Origin of the sequence: Dehalobacter sp. CP, assembly GCF_047652685.1 — a bacterium.
In the GTDB taxonomy this organism is placed as follows: Bacteria; Bacillota; Desulfitobacteriia; order Desulfitobacteriales; family Syntrophobotulaceae; genus Dehalobacter.
The window spans coordinates 1,701,752-1,723,962 of sequence record NZ_CP157399.1; the positions used below are offsets into that span (position 1 = coordinate 1,701,752).

Here is a 22,211-nt window from a genome sequence, read left to right on the forward strand (position 1 = left end):
AGATTTTCTTAGCGACACGATGTCGCGGAGGCAACTCGCATGGGATTACATCTAACGTTTTGCATTTCCGCCGGGCAAGCATTCATTGTGCAGTAATTAACAAAATCATTCATATAGCCCAGATAAAAAACAAATATACTAGGATTGTAGATACCGTTCAGGCATTCCCGCAGCGTCCCAACCGCATGCATATTGGCAAAGTTGAGGTAATGCCGTGTTAGACAACGTTCCGGTTCCTCAAAGCATCCTCTAGAGCAGACCTTAAATCAGGAAATTTAAACTCGAAACCAATATCACTAATTTTTTGGGGAATAGCCCTTTGACCATGTAATAACATTTCAGACATTTGGCCTAATGCGATTTTCAATACAAATTCGGGAACTGGAAACCATGATGGTCTCTTTAAGACTTCTCCTAAAATCTTTGAAAAGCCTTTCATTCTTACTGGTTCTGGTGCTGTTCCATTTACAGGACCAGTAACCTCATCATGTTCGATTATAAATCTAAACATCCTAATTAGATCTTGAATGTAAATCCACGGAAGCCACTGATTTCCTTTACCTAATGGACCACCGATGTAATATTTAAAGGGTATAACCATTCTTGTAAGAGCACCTTGGCTACCCAATACTACCCCAATACGAATAGTAACGACTCGTGTAAATTCATTTTGGACCTTGTAAGCTTCATCTTCCCATTTCTTGCAAACTTCCGCAAGAAAATCCTGTCCAGGACCTTCACTCTCGGCTATCTTATCATCCTGACGAGGCCCATAGTATCCTACAGCTGAAGCGTTTATTAGAACTTTTGGATTCATAGTCCCATCGTTTATAGCGTTAACAATGGAACGAGTAGTATTTATCCTACTATTCAATATCTCTTGCTTAACTAAATTGGACCAACGATGGTTACCGATTGATTCTCCTGCAAAATTAATAACTACATCAAATTCCTTAAAATCATAAATTGAAGATAGCGGAGAAATATTATCCCACTCTATTAGATCAACATTATTTTCAACTTTGTCTGCTGTGAATTGCCGATTTCTTGTTATAACAGATACTTTATAACCACTAGACATTAACTCCTTGGTTAAGTTCCTTCCTAAAAAACCTGTTCCACCAATAATCAAAACATTCATATTTCATACCTCCGGAATGTCATCGTCACGGTAGAGATGCCGGTTACCCGACACCCCCGCACAGAATCCCGGCGTGCGGAATTATCGCACCGGGCTCTTCAAGAGTATTCGCTTCCGTAATCCAGCTCAAAACTCAAATCTAAGTTGCTTCTGACACTTCAGGAGTTACGGTTCTCCCTGTAGCCTATATGGTTCTCTGTGTACGCTTCACCTTGCTGTTGCTGCCAGTTTTGGCACAACACGCGATATGGGTGGTTGGCTAGACCTTGCCCAGCAAGGACTCTCACCTTGCAAGAAGTACCAAGCTTTGCTTGGCGCACTAACATTCAGGGATTTACATAGCGTTATAACACATTCATATTAATAAAGTTGCGTAAATCCCGTGTTATGTGTAGTGTCCGTCTCCAGAGAATTACAATTAATTCCATGCACATCCGACAATAACCTTCTATATTCTAAAAAATGGACATAATATTTTTTGAAAATAACTTGTTAGGGATGGTATGATATGGATAAGAAGTATAATCGTGAGGAGATGGATAATATGCCAATACCTCAAAAAAAAAGGACACAGTCTTTACTGACTTCATAATCAAAAATAAAGATGTTATTGATAAGATTGCCAAATCTAATACCAGAATTAATAAATCCGGTCTTACTGTAATCCCAAAAGATGATACCTGGCTTACCAAGACAGAATGGGATGAGATGTACAAAGACCTTAAAAATAATGACTATTAATAATGTTGATGTCTGGTTTGCAAAGTTTCCTCTTGAAGAAGATGCTTCTCAATTCCTCCCTCAGCCAGTAATAATCCTAAACATCGAACGTCTTGAAGTTCTCGTTAAAGTCCAGAAATTGAGCTCGCTTGGTATAATTAACGTCAGCAGCCAAAAAGGAAAAATGAGGACCTTATAAGGCCAATAAAAAGCTTAACTAAATCTTTACTTCTCACAAAGTGAAGCAATTGGCAATGGCTTTAAGGCGTTTTAGTTCCCAAAATCTAGAGACCGTAACGATCAACATCGTTACGGTCTCTTTAAATTAGTCTTCCTTATTCTCTTTGTTTTAAAAGAGCGCCAGGAAAGTTACATAGGCAAAAATCATTTCCTGCCCGATATCCCAATTCATACCCATCGCAGGATCTTTATCTGCGAGCTCCGGATGCTGTATAACGATATCACTCCAAGAGATCAACAATTTTTGTTCTTCCACCCTAAAACACCTCCTATTAATAAATACCATACTCCTTAATAAATGCCGTACTCCATGACAAACTTGTTTACTGCAATAATGTTTTCCGCCTTGCCGTCAGCCGCCGAAAGAAGTTCCTTATCTGTAGAGAAAATATATCCTCCGCCAGGAGCCAGATCATCCAATAATTCTTTCGCTTTAGTAATACATTCTTCCTTCGTACCATATTGTAACAACGTTACCGGAAAAAGCCCTAGTATACACATGGTATTTCCAAGCTTTTGTTTAAGTTCTTTAGGATCTCCGTGTTCGAACCATCCCAGTGTTTTTTTTGCAGGTAGTTCTTGAAGATGATCATAGTATCGTGACCAATCTCCTTCATAGAATGGCATTGGAATTACTCCATTAGCAACGAAGGCCTCAACAATCGTTTTAAACATAGGCCAGTAAAATTTATCAAAATCTGCTGTTTTAAGCATAGGAGGTAAATGTAAAGGGAGTAGGATGATTTTGGGGTTTGCTTTCGGTGGTGTTGAAAACATCTGGCCCATTCCAAACCTTATTACTAACGGAGTGAGTGCTTGAGCAGCCTCTAGCAATTCTTCAGGTCGACGACGCATATCCATAAATGCGCCTTTAATACCCCGGAAGAAATCGGCAATCCAATCTAATGGCATTATTGCCAAACCATCAAATAGCATAGGTATTCCATACTGGGTTATTAGATTAGCCTCTGCAGCACCCTTTTTCGCTCCATACATACCAAATTGCATAGCGCCTTTTGCCAGTGCTAAATCCTTTGCAGGTGTGTCTTTAGCTAATTCCGAATATTTCCGCGGTAAAACTTTTTCAACCATGAACCTAAATGGGTCTTTAATAAATTCAGGATATTCTTCGGTACTCATTACTTCCGCATTCTCATCTGAATATTGAACAATGTTGCTCTCATTTAAATAATGAAAAGATTTACTGCCTAAAGCCTGATACATGCCACCGGGCCTGGCGTAAAACATGTGCAAGACGTCCATCGGGATGTCGTTAACTACCTTTAGAAGAGACTTACTGCATTTATCCAAATCCCAGTTGGATTCGGAGTCAGTGTACCCTGCATAGTAGGAAGACCATGTTCCAAGAGCGGAAGAGATCGGAACACGATCCGGTTGTTCCAGATTAATGGTCTTATAAACTCTTTCTATACGTTTTTGATACAGATTTATAACTTCACTCATTGATCACCCCACCCATCTTTGGCATATTTTTACACCTTCAGCTGCGTTTGTCGAAAAGGCATCCGCACCTATGCTTTTACATACATTCTCATTAACAGGTACTCCGCCGATAATCACCTTGACTGAATTTCTAAGGCCTGCTTCAGCAAGCGCATCAACCGTTTCTTTCATACTATCCAGCGCCAAAGTCAGTACGCCGCTTAATCCGACAATTTCAGGGTTAACCTCTTTAACTTTTTCAACAATCTGGTTAACCGGGACGTTAATCCCCAGGTCGATGACCTCGAAACCTGCGGCTTCAACCATGGATCTGAAAATATTTTTGCCTATGTCATGAAGATCTCCGAAAACTGTTGCCAGGACAATTCTTCCGCCTTTTGCTGAGGATTCTGCACTTAAAACCGGTTTGAGCTTGTCCATGACGTTTTGCAACACTTCCCCTGCAAAGACCAAGTCCCCGATAAAGTACTCGCCCGAATCATAGCGTTCACCTACGAGCGTCATACCTTGCTGACAGCCTTTAACAACTTCTTGAACTTCTGCGGCATTGTCGTCTTTGCTTAGCGCTTCATCAATAGCCTTGTTTAACACGTCTTCGTCCAAATCGGACATTGCTTGAGTCAGGATTTTCAAATCCACCACTTTCAATCATCCTCCTTAAAATTTTTCTTTGATACCGTTGCGTTTACAGTTTTTAGCCTGGAATGATAGCTTCCAATTCGTTGTCTATACAAGTAAATATATCAAAAGAAAAGTCCGCATTTCTTATCACGTGAAAAAGATTTTAATCTTTTTTTAATTTTCAAATTATCAGCCAAAAATCGAAAACAAATTAACCCCTTTGGTCTCTGCAAAACTTGCAATTGTATATTAGAAAAAGAGCCTCCCAAAATAATTCTGGAAGACTCTTCTACCTATGCTTGATGAAAAAAGATGATCCCTTGCTTCGGGTAAGCCCGTTTTAATCAATTATCTGTTGAAGACATCTTTGTAGATCGTCTGTGCTATATCGCGAATCTTTTCATTTTCATTATTGCATGCCTCCAAGATATATTGCTTGTAGCTTTCCTGATAATTATTTTGCATGAAATTCAATACGTTTACTTTCCATTTCCATAATTCATCCGGAGAAAGGTAAAAGAATTTTGGCTGTATGTTATGCTTATAAAATTCTTCTTCCATTTTCATCATGTTTTCTGGTGTGAGACTAAGCGATATTTCTAAAACACCGGGGAATTCGTCCTCCTCCGTCCATTTGCCGCTGTTCATCGGGCATACGTCCTGACAGGCATCGCACCCGTAGATCCAGGTTCCAAAACTCTTGCCGAGAGGATCGTTTGCCAAATCACGGCCGCCAAAAGTAGTAAGAAAGGAGACACAGCTGAGTGGATTCATTGTATAAGGCGATGAAAGAGAACAGGTGGGGCAGGCTTTGATACAATTAGAGCAGCCTTCAGGACAAATCGGTAAATTGGTTGATTCAACCAGTTCCATATCCCTGTCGGTAATCCACGCTTCTAGTTCCACCCAGGAGCCGGATTCCGTATAAAAGAAATTATTTTTGCGTATGATTCCAAGCCCGGCCCTCATGGCCGCCCAGCGCAATCCGACGATGCCAAAATTTCGGTTTGAGGCTGTTTTAAGTCCCAGATCTTGCAGAAATTGTTCCATCAGAACACTTCTCTTGAATTCCTTAGATTCCGTATTGACACGTCCGTCAAATAGATAGTGTTTACCGATATGACCTTTTAACTGCCCAGGTGCTTTATAATGTCCGAAATGAGAAACAACGACGATAACAGATTTTGCCCAGGGGTACCGCCCTTGCAGGTTCGTCAAACGGCTTTGGCTCTGATAGAACATCTTTGAGATGGGGACTTTATCGATACGTTCCCTTAGACATTTATCATAACCTTCTAAATCCTGAATACGGACAATCCCACACTTTTCATAACCGAATTCATAAGCCTTATCCTGAATCAAATTCTCTATACGCATGATTTGTGCTCTCCTTTATAAATATAGTGTATATACACGAATAGGGTAAATTAAGACCCCAACCTCTCAATCACGGAAAGGAGAGATGTTAATTTTTCAATATTTTCTTTTCCGAGTTCCTGTTCAATAAAATTCTGCGCATCGTTCCACAGGTATTCCGCCTCAATGTATTTCTCAATTCCTTTTTGGGTTAATTGAAGCTGACGGTTTCGGGTGCCTTTTTGAGAAACATCAATAATTAAGGATGCAGCTTCCAGAGGTTTAAAGCTACGGACTAAAGTCGTCCTGTCCAACCTGATTTTTATAGCCAGATCACTGACACTGATGGGACCAAAAAACTTTAGATGCTTCAAAATTGAATACTGGCTGACTGTCAATCCGCTTGGGCTCAGCTTTTCATCATATATTTTTGTAATCGTCGAAGCAGCCCTACGTAAATTCAGACAATTACAGATTGACGACTTCTTTTCATTGTTCTTCATATAGTAAGTCACCTCTATATAGTGTATATACACTATATGCATGCTACTATAAAATGATTATGTTGTCAACATTACATTATAGAACCTTATTTGCTTTGAAATTTTCAAATTACACGACCTTTTGTCGCGGATGACACAAAAGAAAATCAAAGACCGCAATGATTTCAACGATCATAGCGGTCTTATTCTTAATCATCGTTAAGCCTTACAGCGCAGCTACCACTGCGTCACCCATTTCTTTGGTCCCAAGCACTTTATCGCCGGGTTTGGCCAGGTCGGCTGTCCGATAGCCCTGATCCAGAACTTTGGCCACAGCATTCTCTATTCTACCGGCTTCTTCGTTTAGGTCAAACGTATAGCGCAGCATCATGGCTGCCGAAAGGATCGTCGCCAGCGGATTGGCTTTATTCTGGCCGGCAATGTCCGGTGCGGAGCCATGAGCTGGCTCATACAGTCCTTTTTTGCCGCTCAGGCTGGCTGAAGCAAGCATACCGATCGAACCACCGAGCATCGAAGCCAGGTCGGTCAGGATATCTCCGAACATATTCTCTGTGACGATCACGTCGAACTGTTCCGGATAACGCACGAGCTGCATCGCAGCATTATCAACATACATATGGGTCAGTTCGATATCCGGGTATTCCTTGGCCACTTCTTCAGCAATCTCCCGCCAGAAACGAGACGACTCGAGCACGTTAGCCTTATCGACCGAACAAAGCTTTTTCCTTCTGCCTCTCGCAGTTTCAAAACCAAGTTCAATGATCCGGCGGACTTCTTCCTCATTATAGAGAAGGACGTCATAGGCCGCCCTGGGACTCTCGTTTCTTCCCTTTTCTCCAAAATAGATCCCGCCGGTAAGTTCGCGGATCACAACCATATCCACATTCTTGACGACTTCTTCCCGTAAGGTGGAAGCTGAAATGAGCGAAGGAATCATCTTGACCGGACGGATATTCGCGAAAAGACCGAGTTCTTTTCTGATCGGCAAAAGCGCGCCGAGCTCAGGTCTTTCCTTCGCCGGCAGCGTATCCCATTTGGGTCCGCCGATCGCGCCTAAAAGCACTGCATCAGCCTTCTTGCAGGCATCCAGTGTTTCGGCAGGCAGTGCTTTGCCGACTTCATCGATTGCGGCTCCGCCGATCAGATAACTGTCGAATTCGAACTTGACCGGGCAGTCTTTTAATACTGCCTGAAGCACTTTCAGCGCTTCAGGGATGATCTCTCTTCCAATCCCGTCACCGGGTAATACGGCAATTTTAGGCATACTTTCTTTTCTCCTTTACGTACGGAACCAGCCCACCGGCTTTGATCAATTCCTGCATAAATGGCGGAAAAGGAGTGGCCTGAAAACTTGTTCCCTTGCTGACGTTTTGAATCGTGCTGTTCTGAAGATCGACCTCAATCTCGTCACCGGACTCAATGCCTTTGACAGCTTCCGGACACTCCAGAATCGGCATCCCGATGTTCAGCGCATTCCGGTAAAATATCCGTGCATAGGATTCTGCGATGACGGCCTTGACACCGGCCGCTTTAATCGCCAGCGGAGCATGTTCGCGCGAAGATCCGCAGCCAAAGTTTTTGCCGCCGATCATCATATCGCCTGGCTTAACGTTGGCAGCGAACGTTGCATCCGCATCTTCCATACAGTGGGCGGCGAGATGTTCAGGTTCGAAGCGGTTTAAATAGCGGGCCGGGATGATGACATCCGTGTCAATATCATGGCCGAATTTCCAAGCTTTACCCATTGTCAACAACCTCCCTCGGATGTGCGATTTGTCCGCATATAGCTGAAGCCGCAGCCACCGCCGGATTGCACAGATAGACCTCGCTTTCGGGATGGCCCATCCGGCCAACGAAATTCCTGTTTGTGGTGGACAGCGACCGTTCACCTTTGGCCAGGATTCCCATATGACCGCCCAGACATGGCCCGCAGGTCGGCGTACTGACTGCTGCTCCGGCTTCAATCATGGTCTGAATCCAGCCGCGGCTCATCGCTTCGAGCAGGATATCCTGTGTCCCGGGGAATATCAGGCAGCGGATATTCGGATGGATCTTCTTTCCTTTCAGAATCTTAGCCGTGATTTCGAGATCCTCAAGACGTCCGTTCGTACACGAGCCGATGACAACCTGATCTATTTTTATGCCGCGCGCTTCATCTACCGATTTTGTGTTCTCCGGAAGATGCGGGAAAGCGATCTGCAGCGGAATATCTTCCGTGTTAAATTCATAAACCTTCTCATACACGGCATCCGGGTCGCTTTGATAGACTTTATAATCTCTTTTTGCCCTTGCTTTAACGTACTCCAGCGTAATCTCGTCCGGTTCAATGATTCCGGCCTTGCCGCCGGCCTCGATCGCCATATTGCACATCGTCAGCCTGTTGTCCATAGAGAGTGCTTTGATGCCGTTTCCGGCAAATTCCATCGCTTTGTAGCGGGCACCGTCAACGCCGATTTTGCCGATGATATATAGGATCAGGTCTTTGCCGCCGACATAGGGCTGAAACTTCGTGCCGTGAAAAACAAATTTTAAAGTTTCGGGTACTCTGAACCAAGCCTCACCTGTGGCCATCCCAGCCGCGCAATCCGTACTGCCGACGCCGGTCGCAAAAGCGCCGAGTGCGCCATATGTGCAGGTGTGGGAGTCGGCGCCGATAATTAGGTCACCGGGTAGAACCACGCCCTGTTCCGGGAGCAGACAGTGCTCGATACCGACTCTTCCGGTATCCCAGTAATGTTTAATCTCATGTTTCCGGGCAAATTCCCTGACAGTTTTGCATTGTTCCGCGGAGGCTATATCTTTGTTCGGTGTGAAATGATCGGGTACCAGCGCAATTTTTTCCCTGTCAAATACCTTTTCAATTCCTAACTTTTCAAACTCTTTGATCGCCACCGGAGCCGTAACGTCATTGGATAAGACTATATCCAATATGGCATTGATGATTTCTCCGGGAACAACTTTATCTACTCCGGCATGGGCTGCCAAAATTTTTTCGCTTATCGTCATACCCATGGGCAACAACCTCCTTTTTGCCTATGCTCCTGTTCATTATAATATTATCTCATCTGCGTGAACATTCAGTACGTGCGAGATGAGATAATAAGTATCCTCAATCATGCATCATCACAGCCTGTTTTGTCTCCAGTTATCATCTTTGCTTCAGGCTGATCCAGCCTTTGCTGAGTGCCCTGTTGACAGCCTGGACATACGCTTTGACACTGGCCTCGATAATATCCGGACTGACTCCCCGGCCAGCAACAGTGTGATCACCGAACGAAACTGTTACGGTTACTTCACCCTGAGAATCCTCGCCGACGTCAATCGCCTGTAACGAGAAATTCTGCAGTTTTCCTTCAATCCCGACAATTTTGTCGATCGCCTTATAGGCAGCCGCTACAGGACCGTCACCATAAGCCGCTTTCACCAGCTCATTATGATGCTCTTTCCCATCTTTCAGCTCTAAGCCAATCGTTGCCGTAGGCTTCAGGTTGTTTCCGCTTAGAATCTGCCAGTAATTTAAGGCCAGCGTTTCCTCTGCCTCCTGCGTTTCAGCAAGCGCATAAAGATCAGCTTCCGTGATAATCTTTTTCTTCTCAGCAAGGATTTTGAAGTCTTCAAAAAGCTTCTCGAAGCGTTCTTCACTGACTTCAATGCTCAGGTCGTCCAGAGACTGTTTAACTGCATGCCTCCCGGAATGTTTGCCGAGGACAATCGTATTCATATCGAGTCCGATGGCATCCGGGGACATAATTTCATACGTACTGCGTTCTTTCAGGACTCCGTCCTGATGAATGCCTGATTCGTGCGCAAAAGCGTTTTTGCCGACGATCGCTTTATTCGGCTGGACCCTCATACCGGACAGTCTGCTGACCAGACTGCTGGTCCGGGAAATCTCCCGGGTGACAATACCTGTCTCGACCTCATAAAGGTCTTTCCGGGTGTGCAGCGCCATGGCCAATTCTTCCAGCGCAGCATTCCCAGCTCGTTCTCCGAGGCCGTTGACCGCACATTCAATCTGATGAATGCCTGCCTTGACTGCTGCCAGGGAATTCGCCACGGCCAGTCCGAGATCATTGTGGCAGTGGACGCTTACTTTGACTTTTTCAATGCCCTCCGTTTTGTCCATGATCGCCTTGACGAACTGAGCAAATTCTGCGGGCATCGCATACCCGACGGTATCCGGGATGTTGATCACAGTAGCTCCGGCCTTAATGACCAGTGAGAATACCTTGGCCAGAAAATCCACATCGCTGCGCGAAGCATCTTCAGCACTGAATTCGACATCACTAACTTTGGATTTTGCCAGTCTGACCCCATAGACAGCTCGTTCCAACACCTCATCCGGTGTTTTTCTGAGTTTATACTGCATATGAATCGGAGATGTCGCAATAAATGTATGAATTCGCGGGCTTTCCGCGATATGGATCGCCTCCCAGGCCCTTTCAATATCCTTGACTTCTGCCCTGGCAAGCGCAGCAATGGTCGTATTTCTGATTTTTTCAGCGATCAGGGACACTGCCTGAAAATCGCCCGGAGAAGTAATCGGAAAACCGGCTTCAATGATATCCACACCTAGTTTTTCCAGCTGACGGGCAATCTGCAGCTTCTCTTCCATATTCAGCGCAACCCCGGGAGACTGCTCCCCGTCCCGCAGCGTTGTGTCAAAAAATTCAATGCGTCTCACTGTCCTTCACCCCCTGCGCTCCTTTAAGATATCCAGTAAATTAATTTCTAAATTCGTTCATAAAATTAATTTGATTATCCGGGTAGGTCTCCGTAATATATAGCCGCTTTCGGCTATTGCACCTTCCTTGGTGCAAAAAGCCGCGCTTCGCATCCTTGCTCCGCTTGTCGCTGCCTATATATTACGGAGACTGATCTCTGGAGATATTCGTTAAATTATTCTGAAAAATACACTTTGGAATCAACATGCAAGTATTCATACCAAAGATTAGTCTGGGGGCTACAGTTCCGCTGTGAGCGGAGCACGATGCGGAGCGCGGCCTTTTGTGCCACGGATGGCACAACGGTCGAAAAGCGGTATTGTAGCCCACAGACATACCCCAAATATTGGTATTGAGAGTTGAGGTTATCTCTTCTTCAGCCAAGGCATCATGGAACGAAGCTCCTGGCCCACTTTTTCAATTTTGTGTTCGGCATCCCTGCGGGTCATGGCATTGAATACCGGACGGCCAACCTGATTTTCGGAGAGCCATTTGCGGGCAAACTCTCCGTTTTGGATTTCAGAAAGAACTTTCTTCATTTCCTTGCGGGTCTCTTCCGTAATGATCCGTCTGCCGACCATCAGGTCCCCGTACTGGGCTGTGTCGGATACGGAGTAGCGCATCCGGCTGATTCCGCCTTCGTACATCAGGTCGACAATTAACTTCAGTTCATGCAGACACTCAAAGTAGGCGATTTCCGGCTGGTAACCGGCTTCTACAAGTGTGTCAAAACCGGCGCGGACCAATTCGGACGCACCGCCGCAAAGTACTGCCTGTTCACCGAATAAATCGGTTTCGGTCTCTTCAGCGAACGTAGTTTCAATCAGCCCTGTACGGGTGCAGCCGATCCCTTTGGCATAAGCAAGACCGATCTGGTGAGCGTTGCCGGTAGCGTCCTGATAGACGGCGATCAGTCCCGGTGTTCCTGCACCTTCAGTGTAGGTTCGGCGGACAAGATGTCCCGGGCTCTTCGGAGCGATCATAATCACATCGACATCAGCCGGCGGTACGATCTGACCGAAATGAATGTTAAAACCGTGTGAAAAGCAAAGTACTTTTCCAGCGGTAAGTGACGGCTCGATTTCTTCCCGGTAAATCCTGCTCTGGGTCTCATCAGGCAGAAGGATTTGAATCAGGTCCGCTTTGGCTGCCGCTTCAGCGACTGTCATCACCGTCAAACCGGCTTCTTCGGCTTCTTTCCATCTCGGGCTGTTTTTACGCAAGCCCACAATCACGTTCAAACCGGAATCGTTAAGGTTCTGTGATTGGGCGTGACCCTGGCTTCCCCACCCCATTACCGCAATCGTCTTTCCTTTCAGCAGTCCCATATCAGCATCTTGATCATAATACATTTTAGCCATGTTATTTACTCTCCTTATTCATTATTTCTTCATTTTAATTATCGGAACGGGCAATCGCAATTTTACCGGTTCTGACAAGCTCGAGAATGCCGTAAGATCGCATCGTTCTGACAAACGCATCAATCTTTTCTTCATCACCGGTTAGCTCAATGGTTAGGTTATTTTTGCCCATATCAACGACTCTGCCCCTGAAGATGTCTACCGTCTGGAGTACTTCGAGCCGGGTATCTGATTTAACCTTGACCCGGACCAGGGCCAGCTCCCTGTTCACCACGGACTCCTGACTCAGGTTGGTCACCTTATGGACGACGACCAGTTTATGCAGCTGCTTAGTGACCTGCTCAATGACCTGGCTGTCACCCTCGACCACGATCGTCATCATGGACAGGTCAGGATTTTCAGTCTGACATACCGTCAGACTGTAGATATTGTAGCCCCGCCGGGAAAACAGGCCTGATACCCGTGCCAGGACCCCCGGATCATTTTCAACCATTACAGCGAGTGTATGCAGCATTATTCCTTCCCCTCCAGTATCTCTGTTATTCCCTGACCGGCAGGGACAAAAGGAAGTACAACTTCATCCGGTGAGATCGTGAAATCCAGCAAAAAAGGTCCGGGCGTTGCGACAGCTTCCTTCAAGGCGTCTTCAACCTGGTCGGCCTGCTCGACTCTGCACCCTTTGATCCCATAGGCGTCAGCAAGTTTCACAAAATCGGGATTGGCATCCAGCTGAATCTGGCTGAAACGCTCGTTAAAGAGCATTTTTTGCATCTGCCTAACCATGCCTAAAACCCCGTTATTCATCAGGACTATTTTTATGGGAAGGTGATATTGGACCGCGGTGGCGAGCTCATGGATGCTCATTTGTAAAGAACCGTCTCCGGTAACCAGAAAGACCAGACTGTCCGGTTTCGCAAACTGGGCGCCGATTGCAGCCGGAAGACCAAATCCCATCGTGCCCAGACCGGCACTGGTAATGAAATGTCTTTCTTGATTAACCGGACAGAATTGAGCCGCCCACATCTGGTGCTGGCCGACATCCGTCACCACAACCGCTTCTTCCCCGCTGATTTTTCCCATCGCTTCCAAAATCGTCTGCGGATTCAGGCGGCCATCCTGCTCATAGCTTAACGGGTATTCCTTTTGCCAGCTCCTGAGTTCGTTCCACCAATCCTGAATGGCCGGCGGATTGATTTTGGTAAGGAACTCTTCCAGGACAAGTTTGGCATCTCCGACAATCGGTATATGTGCACGGATAACTTTGCCAATCTCGGCAGGGTCAATATCAATATGAATGACTTTTGCCTTCGTAGCAAAACGGTGTTTCAGCCCGCTCGTGACCCTGTCGTCAAAGCGGACACCGATCGCAATCAGTAGATCGCACTCATCGACGGCGAGATTGGCAGTAATGGTCCCATGCATTCCGACCATCCCCAAATGATTCGGATGCTTGGACGGGACACTGCCAATGCCCATCAGCGTTGTAACCACAGGAAGATTGGCTTTTTCGAGCATTTCCTGAAGAATCTTGCCGGCTCCGGAGGTTATGACGCCTCCCCCGGCATAAACAATCGGTTTTTTGCTTTGGGCCAGCGCTTTAGCTGCTTCAGAAATCTGACCGGAGTTTCCTTTAGTGAAGAATTTATAGCTTTTCAGCGCTACTTTGGACGGATAAGGCTCAGTGACCTCTGCTGCCATAATATTCTTCGGCAGATCGATCAGGACCGGACCCGGACGTCCTGTACTGGCAATGTAAAACGCTTCTTTTACGATACGCGGAATGTCTCTGGCATCTTTGACCAGATAGGAATGCTTCGTGATCGGCATCGTGATTCCCGTAATGTCTACTTCCTGAAAAGAATCCGTCCCTAACAGCTGGGTCGATACCTGACCGGTTAAAATCACAAGCGGAATGGAATCCATATACGCATTCGCAATTCCTGTAACCATATTGGCGGCTCCCGGACCTGAGGTGGCCAGACAGACACCAACCTTGCCGCTGACCCGCGCGTAGGCATCGGCCGCATGAACAGCACTCTGCTCATGTCTCGGCAGGATATGACGGATCGAGCTGTCCAGAAGCGCATCATACAGTGCGAGCAAAGATCCGCCGGGATACCCGAATATCAGCTCTACCCCTTCCTGGTCCAGTACATTGAGCAGCGCTTTGGCGCCATTATAATTATCCAAAGCAAGACTTTCTTCGTCTTCCCAGGTAATTTCAGGGTCTCTGGCTATTAAGGCGTCTTCTTTGGACTTATCCATTCATTCATTCCTCCTTGAGTGTCCGGAAAGCTGCTCCTTTATTGGCCGACTGGGCAAATTGGACGTAACGTCCCAGATATCCTGTCCGGCCTGCTACTTTATACACTTTCTCCAACCCTTTTTCCGGGTCAAAGCTGTTTCTTCTTTCTGCTTTTTCAGATTCGGGCAGAAGCCAGTCGATGGTCCGTTTTTCTAAATCAATCCGAATCATATCGCCGTTTCCGACAAACGCAATCTCCCCACCGAGCGCTGCTTCAGGAGAGATATGCCCGATCGAAAGTCCCCGGCTGCCTCCGGAAAAACGTCCGTCGGTAAGCAACGCCACAGAAGAATCAAGCCCCATCCCTGCCAGCGTTGCGGTTGGCCCGAGCATCTCTCGCATACCCGGTCCGCCTTTCGGTCCTTCATAACGAATAATCACGACATCGCCCTCTTTAATCACGCCGCTGCGGATCGCTTCCGCTGCCAGGTCTTCTCCGTCGTAGACCTTGGCCGCGCCCTCGAAGACAATATCCCTGTTCGCCAGAGCCCCTACTTTGATCACGGCTCCTTCCGGTGCCAGGTTGCCAAACAGGACACAGAGTCCGCCTTTGGCGGAATACGGATCAGTCAGCGGCCGGATCACACCCGGATTTTTGACAGCCGCGCTGCTTAGCCTTTCCGCCATGGTACTGCCGGAAACCGTCATGCCGGAACCATCGATCAAACCGGCATCCAGCAAGCTCTTCAAAACGGCACTGATCCCGCCTGCTTCATTGACTTCGACGAGATAATGCCCGTTCACCGCCGGACTCAGTTTACAGATCTGAGGGGTCCGGTCACTGATTGCATTGATCTCGGCCAAATCAAATTCGATTTCTCCTTCAAACGCAATCGCAGGCAGATGAAGGATGGTATTGGTTGAACACCCTAACGCCATATCGGCGGCAATGCTGTTCCTGATTGAAATGCTCGTTACGATATCACGTGGCCGAATATTGTCCCGCAGCAGGTTCATAACCTGATAGCCGGTTTCTTTGGCCAAGCGTATTCTCTCGGAATAGACAGCCGGTATCGTACCATTGCCGGGCAGAGCCATGCCGATGACCTCTGTCAGGCAGTTCATGGAGTTTGCCGTAAACATCCCGGCGCAGGAACCGCAGGTCGGGCACGCATTCTGTTCGAGTCCCTGAAGCCACTCCTGGCTTTCCTGGCCGCTGTAGACTTTACCGACGCCTTCGTAGACGGTGATAAAATCAACATTTTTCCCCTCGTGACGACCCGGTAGCATCGGTCCACCGCTCACGACGATGGACGGCAGATTCAGCCGCATTGCAGCCATCAGCATTCCAGGGACAATTTTGTCACAGCTTGGAATAAATACCAGGGCATCGACAGCATGTGCTCTGGCCATGATCTCAATGGAGTCGGTAATCAGCTCCCTGCTCGCGAGGGAAAAATGCATCCCGACGTGTCCCATGGCAATGCCGTCACAGACACCAATCGTCGAAAATTCGAGCGGCGTACCGCCATTTTCTCTGACTCCGGTTTTGACTGCTTCGGCAATTTGACGCAGATGCATATGCCCGGGCACAAATTCATTAAAGGAGTTGACGATACCGATCAAGGGTTTATTGATTTCCCGGTCGGTAAGTCCAAGAGCTTTAAATAGAGAGCGGTGAGGTGCCCTGTCAATTCCAACTTTTACTGCATCACTGTTCATGGGATCGCTTCCTTTCCTGAAATTTTTTTGTCTTTAATCTATTGTTTGTTTTCAATCTATTAATATAATCATTTGGGTCTGGTCTGCGCGCCACATTCCGGTCTCGGCAGATAGCGCCCTCCATGGCGCTTTCTGCCGCGCTCCGCATCCATGCTCCGCTTACGCTGGAACTGTGGCACACAGACCCAGCTATGAAGGTTTAAATTTCTAGTTATTTAGAGAACAGTTACTAGATAGGCTCTCCCTCTGTCTTGACATATTCGTGGAATTTAGCCAGCAGCTTTTTAAATACGGGTCCTGGTTTACCGTCGCCGATCTTTCTGGAATCCAGCATAATAATCGGAATCAGCTCAGCTGCCGTACCGGTCAGGAAGCACTCATCGGCACTGTAAACATCAATCAGATGAAACAGTTCTTCTTGAACGGGGATCCCTTCCTGGCGGGCTAAATCGATGACCGAATCACGGGTGACGCCTTTTAAAATCCCGGCATAAACTGGAGGTGTGGTTATAACTCCGTCTTTGATAATGAAAATGTTGTCGCCGGTGGCTTCACTGACATACCCTTCCTGATTCAACATCAATGCTTCCATCAGACCTGCCCTGTTGGCTTCAATCTTAGCCATAATATTGTTTAAATAGTTCAGGGATTTGATTCTCGGGCTTAACGCATCCGAACTGTTCCGGCGGGTGGCAGCCGTAATGATCTCCATCCCATTTTCGTACATGCTCTGCGGATACAATGAAATATTGCCGGCAATACAAATAATTTCCGATTTAGGGCATTTCCTTGGGTCTAAACCCATATCTCCGACCCCTCTGGAAATAATCAGGCGGATATAAGCATCTGTAAGATTGTTTTTTCTTACAGTTTCCACAACGATATCCATCATTTCCCGACGGCTTACCTCAACGTTTAACAGGATCGCATTGGCTGACTCATACAGTCTGTCGATATGTTCCTTTAATTTGAATACCCGGCTATTATAGGCCCGGATCCCTTCAAATACACCGTCTCCATAAAGAAAGCCATGATCAAATACAGAAATTTTCGCCTCCTGGCTGTCAACAAATTTACCATCGCAATAGATAATCATGTGAATACTCCTTTCCGAAACTCAATTTTGATTTCAACACTATCTATATTGTAACGAAACACAATCAACATGTAAAATATACCTTAATAAAAAAAAACAGGGAGTCTAATTGCTACACTTCCTAACGTGCATATTCATATATGAGAATAAGAAAAACTCTACAGACTTTCTGAACCATCATTATCTCGTTAACGCTGTGTTATAGCACATATAATTATTTTATCTAAGTGTATATGATACAGTTAACTGTGTCAATATATTTGGAGTATACTTTTCATCCTGCAGTGGACCGATCAAAAATATCCTTGCCAATTCCAGGATAGCTTGGTATAATGTCCACTGTACAGAAACACTTGTTCATTCAGAAGGGATAGGGAGGAAATATTATGAAGAAAATTGTAATTGGTTTACTGGGTTTTGGAACTGTCGGATCAGGTACAGCTGCCATACTGGAAAATAACCGGTATGACATCAGTACCCGTACCAACGCTAGTATAACTATAAAAAAGGCTTTAGTCCATAATATCCATAAACCTCGGCCGGATTGCCGCGGCATTATTTTGACAGACGATCCCAAGGAAATCACGGATGATCCTGAAATTGACATTGTTGTCGAAGTAATGGGCGGTATCGAACCGGCCCGCACGCTTATCCTGACTGCAATGGCAAACGGCAAAAATGTAGTTACCGCCAATAAAGATCTTTTAGCTCAAAATGGAGAAGAACTGCTTGAAGCTGCGAAAAAGAACGGCCGAGATTTGTATTTTGAAGCCAGTGTCGCTGGCGGTATCCCGATTATCGCTGCCTTAAGGCAATCCCTGACTGCCAACCGGATCTCCTCACTGCTTGGGATTATTAACGGTACGACCAATTATATTTTATCTGCTATGACCGAACAGGGACGCAATTTTGCTGATGTCCTGAAAGAAGCCCAGGAGCTCGGCTATGCTGAAGCAGATCCGGTCTCTGACGTGGAAGGGCTGGATGCCGCCCGCAAACTTGCGATTCTTTCTTCCTTGGCTTTTAATACACGCGTAACCTTTAACGATGTTTATGCCGAAGGAATTTCCAACATTTCTCCGGAAGACATTCACTATGCGGATGAACTCGGCTGCGTGATTAAGCTGCTGGCCATTGCCAAAAACCAGGAAGAAAGGATCGAAGTCAGGGTACATCCCGCCCTGATTTCCAAAAAACATCCGCTGGCCAATATCGGCGGTGTGTACAACGCGATTTATGTCACCGGTGATGCTGTCGGAGAAACCATGTTTTATGGGAAAGGCGCCGGAGCTTTGCCGACAGGCAGCTCCGTTGTAGCCGACATTATCCAGATTGTACGCAATATGTCCGCCGGATCCGAAGGACTCCTGAATTGCGGCTGTTACCGCAACTATCCGATCATCTCAACGGATGATTTTACAACCGCTTATTACATCCGGCTTAAAGTTAAAGACGAACCAAAAGTCTTTGCAACACTGGCGTTATTCTTTGCTGAAGCCGGCATCAGCTTTAATTCCATCATCCAGAAACCGCGGCCGGATAAAAGCGCCGAAATCGCACTGGTGACCCACCCCTGCCGGGAAGGACAGCTCCGTCAGGCCATCCAGTCCCTGAATTCCTACAGCAAACTGGATAAAATCTATAATGTTATTCGGCTGGAGACAAATGGAATTTGACCGGCTGGAACTTGTGGCACCCAGACCTAATATGGGGTATTGAGGCTTGAATGAAATTATTGAGCAATGAATTTAAGAATGTTGTACCGACTGTTTACTTCCCTCAGTAATTGTTATAGAATTTATTCGAATAAATAGGCATATTCATGGATTACCTGCCGAAAAAATGGAGGAAAAGAATGTTCCAAGTAAAAGTACCAGCAACTTCAGCAAATCTCGGACCAGGTTTTGACTGCATGGGACTGGCCTTAAGGCTATATAACTATATCCAGGCTGAAGAAAGCGAAAAACTGGAGATTATCCTTAAAGGCACCTATACGAGCAATATTCCTGCAGATGAAACGAACCTCTTATGGAAAACAGTCTGCAAGCTGTGGCAGAAAATTGATTTCCAGCCGAAGCCCTTAAAAATCACCCTAGAAAGCCATGTTCCGCCTGCCCGCGGACTGGGAAGCAGTTCCACTGCCGTCGTCGGCGGACTGATCATTGCAAACGCGGTGGCCGGAAACCCTTTAAACCGGCTTCAATTGCTAGAAATTGCTTCTGAAATCGAAGGCCATCCGGATAATGTCACACCTGCCCTTTGCGGCGGAATTACCCTGACAGTTATGGATGAAGACAAACTTATACCAAGGACGCTGGCGAAGTCTCCAAAATTTAAAGCGGTGGTCGTGATTCCGGATATTCTCGTTGAAACTGAAAAAGCGCGCGGGATACTGCCTGCTTCTGTTCCCAGAGCTGATGTGATCTTTAACGCTTCTCGCGTCGGCCTTTTAGTTGATGCGTTTATTAATGAGGAATACGATTTATTGGCAATTGCCACTCGGGACAGGATCCACCAAAATCAGCGGGCTTCTTTGATCCCTGGTATGCCCCAAGCCTTAGAATCTGCTGTCCGTGCTGACGCGTACGGCGCAGCTCTGAGTGGTTCAGGGCCGACTTTGATTGCTTTTTGCCCCTATGGAAAAGAAGATCAGATAGCCCTGACGATGAAGCGTGTACTCCAAGAAAATGGTTTGCCTTCTGCAACCCTGACCCTGGATATTGATTCTGAGGGAGCTGTGCTGACCGAAATTTGATTTTTTGGGGTAACTCCTAAACAAGAGTAAATGAACCGATAAGATACTGTTAATCGTTTTATACTATTGGCAGTATTTTTTTACTTGGGGCTTACGTCATATACCCTAACCGCTCTTCGGCCTTTTGGGACTCTCTCCGCAGTATTGCAGTCAAACAAAAAGGCAAAAATGACAGACAGCTTACGATTGCTAAATTAAAAGCATTTATTCACGCCCTCCAGAACGTTGAGTAGCATAAAGGGCCAAATATTTTTCATAACTTTTGTAAACTTTCTCGACATATTCCCTGGTCTCTGTAATTGGAATTTCCTCCATACGGTACGCATTCGGGTCTTTCGGCCAATCATCCAGCCAGCTTTGCACCCTGCCGATCCCGGCGTTATAAGCTGCCAGGGTAAGAACCGTATTGCCGGAAAACTCCTTGCTCAAAGAAGCAAGATACCAGGTGCCGTAACGAATATTGGTTTCGGGATCAAGTAAATCAGCCTTCGCGTAATCCTCTTTCAGCCAGACAGCTACCTCTTTAGCTGTCCCTGGCATCAGCTGCATCAATCCGACCGCCCCTTTGGATGATTTCGATTTGGTGATGAACCTGCTCTCCTCCCTGATTACGGCAATCACCAGCAAAGGATCCGTACCATACTGGGCGGCATATTTTTCAACCGTCTGTTTGTATGGAAAAGGATACATCATTCTGCCGACAAAGTTTGACTGGTATACAGCCAGGATCATAAATAATAAAAAAATAATTGTTATGGTCTTAACAATTTTCTTCTTTGCGATAAACAAAATGCATCCATCCTATTTCAATATTCTAACCTTTTGATTATCAGTATGTTGATCTGAGCAAAGATATGATTTAATTCTGAAACATTATATACGACAAAGCTGATTCAATGCAAGCCGAGACCTTGAATTACAGATAAATCTATGGAATGGAGATTTCAAGAAAACAGTTCTTTCCAGATCGTTTCAAGTTGTTTTTCAGTTTCTCCCCAGTCCCTGGAATTATCGATAACCCGGTCGGCTTTCCCTTTTTTGTCCTCAAGCGGCATTTGCGCAGCAAGCCGCCGCTCGGCCTCTTCCCTGGTCAAGCCACTTCGTTCCATCAGCCTGGTGATTTGTATTTCAGCAGGGACATAAACGACCCAAACCTCGTCGACAAATTCCCCCCATCCCGTTTCCAGAAGCAGCGGAATATCCAGGATAATCAGCTTTTCACTTTGGATTTCTGCCTTCAGGCATTGATCCTGCATCTGCTGCCGGATCAAAGGATGAACAAGTTCCTCAAGCCTTTGCCTGGCCTCAGGATCGGCAAATATGATTTTGCCCAGCTCCGCCCGGTCAATCTTTCCATCTCGGACGCATTCAGATCCAAACTCTTTGCCGATCAAAGGGATCAACGGCCCGTCATACAACCTATGAACTGCGTCATCCGCGTTAAAAACCGGGATGCCCTTCTGCGCAAACCAGCTGGCAACACGCGTCTTGCCGCTTGCTATTCCTCCTGTAAGTCCAATTTTGATCATGTTTAACCTCAAATTATTTTTAATGACCCGATGAGTATCAGGACGATCCCCGGCAGATACCTGACTCTCGCCAGCACGCCCGCCGGAAGTCTGCCTGTCAATACCTGACCGGTAAAGATCATCAGAACCTGCATCAGCGTCACCATCCCGATGACATACCAGAAAATTCCTGTGAGCGCAGCGGCTACACCCGAAGCAAACGCATCCAGGGACAATGCCACGCCGAGAAGCAGACTTTCATTCAGCGTAATGACTCCGGAGCCGTCAATGTCTGCCGCATCCGGGGTCTGCAAAACCTGAATGACCAGACCGAAGAAATTCAAATTAATACTGAACAAAGTACGATACGGATTGTCATCTCTCTGCCCGGCTGAAGCTACCATTACCGGGACAGCTTCAGGCAGTTCCGCTCTGTTTCTCAAAGTTTGAATCAATTGATACAAGCCGATTGCAATAAGAACGACTGCTCCCAGAATACCTGGATGGATCACCGTAAGCTGAGACGTGATCAGATGTCCGCAGTACATCGAGACTGTCATGGCGAGTGCCGTACAAAAACCAATAATCATCATGGAACTGAGCGGTATCCGAATCCTCTTCAGACCGTAGGCCATCCCTACCCCAAAACCGTCAAGACTCAAAGCCAAAGCAAGGATCATTGCCATTCCCATATTCTTTTACCCCTTAAGTATTTCCTTCGGGATAATATATGGCTGTAACCTCGTTTTGGTGTG

At 46.3% G+C, this 22,211-nt stretch carries 20 protein-coding genes; 2 read left to right on the forward strand and 18 right to left on the reverse strand.

All coding sequences use genetic code 11. The features are described 5' to 3' along the window. Positions 1-217: 217 nt before the first annotated feature. From AAH944_RS08425 to ilvE, 15 genes are all read right to left on the reverse strand, one after another. Entirely contained in the window at positions 218-1,141 is a 924-nt protein-coding gene (locus AAH944_RS08425; RefSeq protein WP_415534287.1) for a TIGR01777 family oxidoreductase, read from the reverse strand. Between the two features lie 1,069 nt (positions 1,142-2,210). Next, positions 2,211-2,357, reverse strand: a complete 147-nt coding sequence (locus tag AAH944_RS08430) for a hypothetical protein (RefSeq protein WP_415534289.1) — start codon at positions 2,355-2,357, stop codon at positions 2,211-2,213. Between the two features lie 35 nt (positions 2,358-2,392). Continuing rightward, entirely contained in the window at positions 2,393-3,565 is a 1,173-nt protein-coding gene (locus AAH944_RS08435; RefSeq protein ID WP_415534291.1) for a uroporphyrinogen decarboxylase family protein, read from the reverse strand. A gap of 3 nt (positions 3,566-3,568) precedes the next feature. Next, positions 3,569-4,207, reverse strand: a complete 639-nt coding sequence (locus AAH944_RS08440; RefSeq protein WP_415534293.1) for a B12-binding domain-containing protein — start codon at positions 4,205-4,207, stop codon at positions 3,569-3,571. A 327-nt stretch (positions 4,208-4,534) separates the two neighbouring features. Continuing rightward, positions 4,535-5,563 (reverse strand): epoxyqueuosine reductase, encoded by a 1,029-nt coding sequence (locus tag AAH944_RS08445; RefSeq protein ID WP_415534295.1) that lies wholly within the window; start codon positions 5,561-5,563, stop codon positions 4,535-4,537. A gap of 50 nt (positions 5,564-5,613) precedes the next feature. After that, positions 5,614-6,045: a MarR family winged helix-turn-helix transcriptional regulator gene (locus tag AAH944_RS08450; RefSeq protein ID WP_415534297.1), complete on the reverse strand. Its 432-nt coding sequence runs from the start codon at positions 6,043-6,045 to the stop codon at positions 5,614-5,616. Positions 6,046-6,250: 205 nt separating this feature from the next. After that, the gene (gene leuB, locus AAH944_RS08455; protein WP_415534299.1) at positions 6,251-7,309 is read right to left on the reverse strand and encodes a 3-isopropylmalate dehydrogenase; all 1,059 of its coding nucleotides are present in this window, start codon (positions 7,307-7,309) and stop codon (positions 6,251-6,253) included. Continuing rightward, positions 7,302-7,790: a 3-isopropylmalate dehydratase small subunit gene (locus tag AAH944_RS08460; protein ID WP_415534301.1), complete on the reverse strand. Its 489-nt coding sequence runs from the start codon at positions 7,788-7,790 to the stop codon at positions 7,302-7,304. The genes leuB and AAH944_RS08460 overlap by 8 nt, the downstream gene beginning before the upstream one ends. Further along, positions 7,783-9,057 (reverse strand): 3-isopropylmalate dehydratase large subunit, encoded by a 1,275-nt coding sequence (leuC, locus tag AAH944_RS08465; protein ID WP_415534303.1) that lies wholly within the window; start codon positions 9,055-9,057, stop codon positions 7,783-7,785. Before leuC ends, AAH944_RS08460 begins: the two co-directional genes overlap by 8 nt. A gap of 136 nt (positions 9,058-9,193) precedes the next feature. Beyond that, positions 9,194-10,729 carry a 2-isopropylmalate synthase gene (locus tag AAH944_RS08470; RefSeq protein WP_415534305.1) on the reverse strand — a complete coding sequence of 512 codons (1,536 nt, stop codon included), beginning with the start codon at positions 10,727-10,729 and terminating at the stop codon, positions 9,194-9,196. A gap of 405 nt (positions 10,730-11,134) precedes the next feature. Further along, on the reverse strand, positions 11,135-12,130 hold the full coding sequence (gene ilvC, locus AAH944_RS08475) for a ketol-acid reductoisomerase (RefSeq protein WP_415534307.1): 996 nt from the start codon (positions 12,128-12,130) through the stop codon (positions 11,135-11,137). Between the two features lie 34 nt (positions 12,131-12,164). Continuing rightward, positions 12,165-12,644, reverse strand: a complete 480-nt coding sequence (gene ilvN, locus AAH944_RS08480; protein ID WP_415534309.1) for an acetolactate synthase small subunit — start codon at positions 12,642-12,644, stop codon at positions 12,165-12,167. Beyond that, positions 12,644-14,395, reverse strand: a complete 1,752-nt coding sequence (ilvB, locus tag AAH944_RS08485; protein ID WP_415534311.1) for a biosynthetic-type acetolactate synthase large subunit — start codon at positions 14,393-14,395, stop codon at positions 12,644-12,646. Before ilvB ends, ilvN begins: the two co-directional genes overlap by 1 nt. Positions 14,396-14,399: 4 nt before the next feature. Further along, a complete protein-coding gene (gene ilvD, locus AAH944_RS08490; RefSeq protein WP_415534313.1) occupies positions 14,400-16,097 on the reverse strand; it encodes a dihydroxy-acid dehydratase in 1,698 nt (565 codons plus the stop codon). 229 nt (positions 16,098-16,326) lie between these two features. After that, positions 16,327-17,193, reverse strand: a complete 867-nt coding sequence (ilvE, locus tag AAH944_RS08495; RefSeq protein WP_415534315.1) for a branched-chain-amino-acid transaminase — start codon at positions 17,191-17,193, stop codon at positions 16,327-16,329. Positions 17,194-17,579: 386 nt separating this feature from the next. On the opposite strand from ilvE, the gene AAH944_RS08500 reads away from it, so the two are divergent. Beyond that, entirely contained in the window at positions 17,580-18,869 is a 1,290-nt protein-coding gene (locus AAH944_RS08500; RefSeq protein WP_415534317.1) for a homoserine dehydrogenase, read from the forward strand. A gap of 179 nt (positions 18,870-19,048) precedes the next feature. Next, positions 19,049-19,948, forward strand: coding sequence for a homoserine kinase (thrB, locus tag AAH944_RS08505; protein WP_415534319.1), 900 nt, complete (start codon positions 19,049-19,051; stop codon positions 19,946-19,948). A gap of 204 nt (positions 19,949-20,152) precedes the next feature. Here thrB and AAH944_RS08510 read toward each other — a convergent pair whose 3' ends face one another. From AAH944_RS08510 to ytaF, 3 genes are all read right to left on the reverse strand, one after another. Continuing rightward, positions 20,153-20,737 carry a lytic transglycosylase domain-containing protein gene (locus AAH944_RS08510; protein ID WP_415534321.1) on the reverse strand — a complete coding sequence of 195 codons (585 nt, stop codon included), beginning with the start codon at positions 20,735-20,737 and terminating at the stop codon, positions 20,153-20,155. 155 nt (positions 20,738-20,892) lie between these two features. Next, positions 20,893-21,477 (reverse strand): dephospho-CoA kinase, encoded by a 585-nt coding sequence (gene coaE, locus AAH944_RS08515; RefSeq protein WP_415534323.1) that lies wholly within the window; start codon positions 21,475-21,477, stop codon positions 20,893-20,895. Between the two features lie 8 nt (positions 21,478-21,485). After that, entirely contained in the window at positions 21,486-22,148 is a 663-nt protein-coding gene (ytaF, locus tag AAH944_RS08520) for a sporulation membrane protein YtaF (RefSeq protein WP_415534325.1), read from the reverse strand. Positions 22,149-22,211: the final 63 nt, after the last annotated feature.

Excerpts from the sequence above, each read along its gene's own strand:
- ilvE (WP_415534315.1), bottom strand. The coding sequence starts at position 17,193 with ATGATTATCTATTGCGATGGTAAATTTGTTGACAGCCAGGAGGCGAAA.
- ilvD (WP_415534313.1), bottom strand. The coding sequence starts at position 16,097 with ATGAACAGTGATGCAGTAAAAGTTGGAATTGACAGGGCACCTCACCGC.
- ilvB (WP_415534311.1), bottom strand. The coding sequence starts at position 14,395 with ATGGATAAGTCCAAAGAAGACGCCTTAATAGCCAGAGACCCTGAAATT.
- ytaF (WP_415534325.1), bottom strand. The coding sequence starts at position 22,148 with ATGGGAATGGCAATGATCCTTGCTTTGGCTTTGAGTCTTGACGGTTTT.
- AAH944_RS08425 (WP_415534287.1), bottom strand. The coding sequence starts at position 1,141 with ATGAATGTTTTGATTATTGGTGGAACAGGTTTTTTAGGAAGGAACTTA.
- AAH944_RS08450 (WP_415534297.1), bottom strand. The coding sequence starts at position 6,045 with ATGAAGAACAATGAAAAGAAGTCGTCAATCTGTAATTGTCTGAATTTA.
- AAH944_RS08435 (WP_415534291.1), bottom strand. The coding sequence starts at position 3,565 with ATGAGTGAAGTTATAAATCTGTATCAAAAACGTATAGAAAGAGTTTAT.
- coaE (WP_415534323.1), bottom strand. The coding sequence starts at position 21,477 with ATGATCAAAATTGGACTTACAGGAGGAATAGCAAGCGGCAAGACGCGT.
- ilvN (WP_415534309.1), bottom strand. The coding sequence starts at position 12,644 with ATGCTGCATACACTCGCTGTAATGGTTGAAAATGATCCGGGGGTCCTG.
- leuC (WP_415534303.1), bottom strand. The coding sequence starts at position 9,057 with ATGGGTATGACGATAAGCGAAAAAATTTTGGCAGCCCATGCCGGAGTA.
- thrB (WP_415534319.1), top strand. The coding sequence starts at position 19,049 with ATGTTCCAAGTAAAAGTACCAGCAACTTCAGCAAATCTCGGACCAGGT.
- AAH944_RS08460 (WP_415534301.1), bottom strand. The coding sequence starts at position 7,790 with ATGGGTAAAGCTTGGAAATTCGGCCATGATATTGACACGGATGTCATC.
- ilvC (WP_415534307.1), bottom strand. The coding sequence starts at position 12,130 with ATGGCTAAAATGTATTATGATCAAGATGCTGATATGGGACTGCTGAAA.
- AAH944_RS08445 (WP_415534295.1), bottom strand. The coding sequence starts at position 5,563 with ATGCGTATAGAGAATTTGATTCAGGATAAGGCTTATGAATTCGGTTAT.
- AAH944_RS08500 (WP_415534317.1), top strand. The coding sequence starts at position 17,580 with ATGAAGAAAATTGTAATTGGTTTACTGGGTTTTGGAACTGTCGGATCA.
- leuB (WP_415534299.1), bottom strand. The coding sequence starts at position 7,309 with ATGCCTAAAATTGCCGTATTACCCGGTGACGGGATTGGAAGAGAGATC.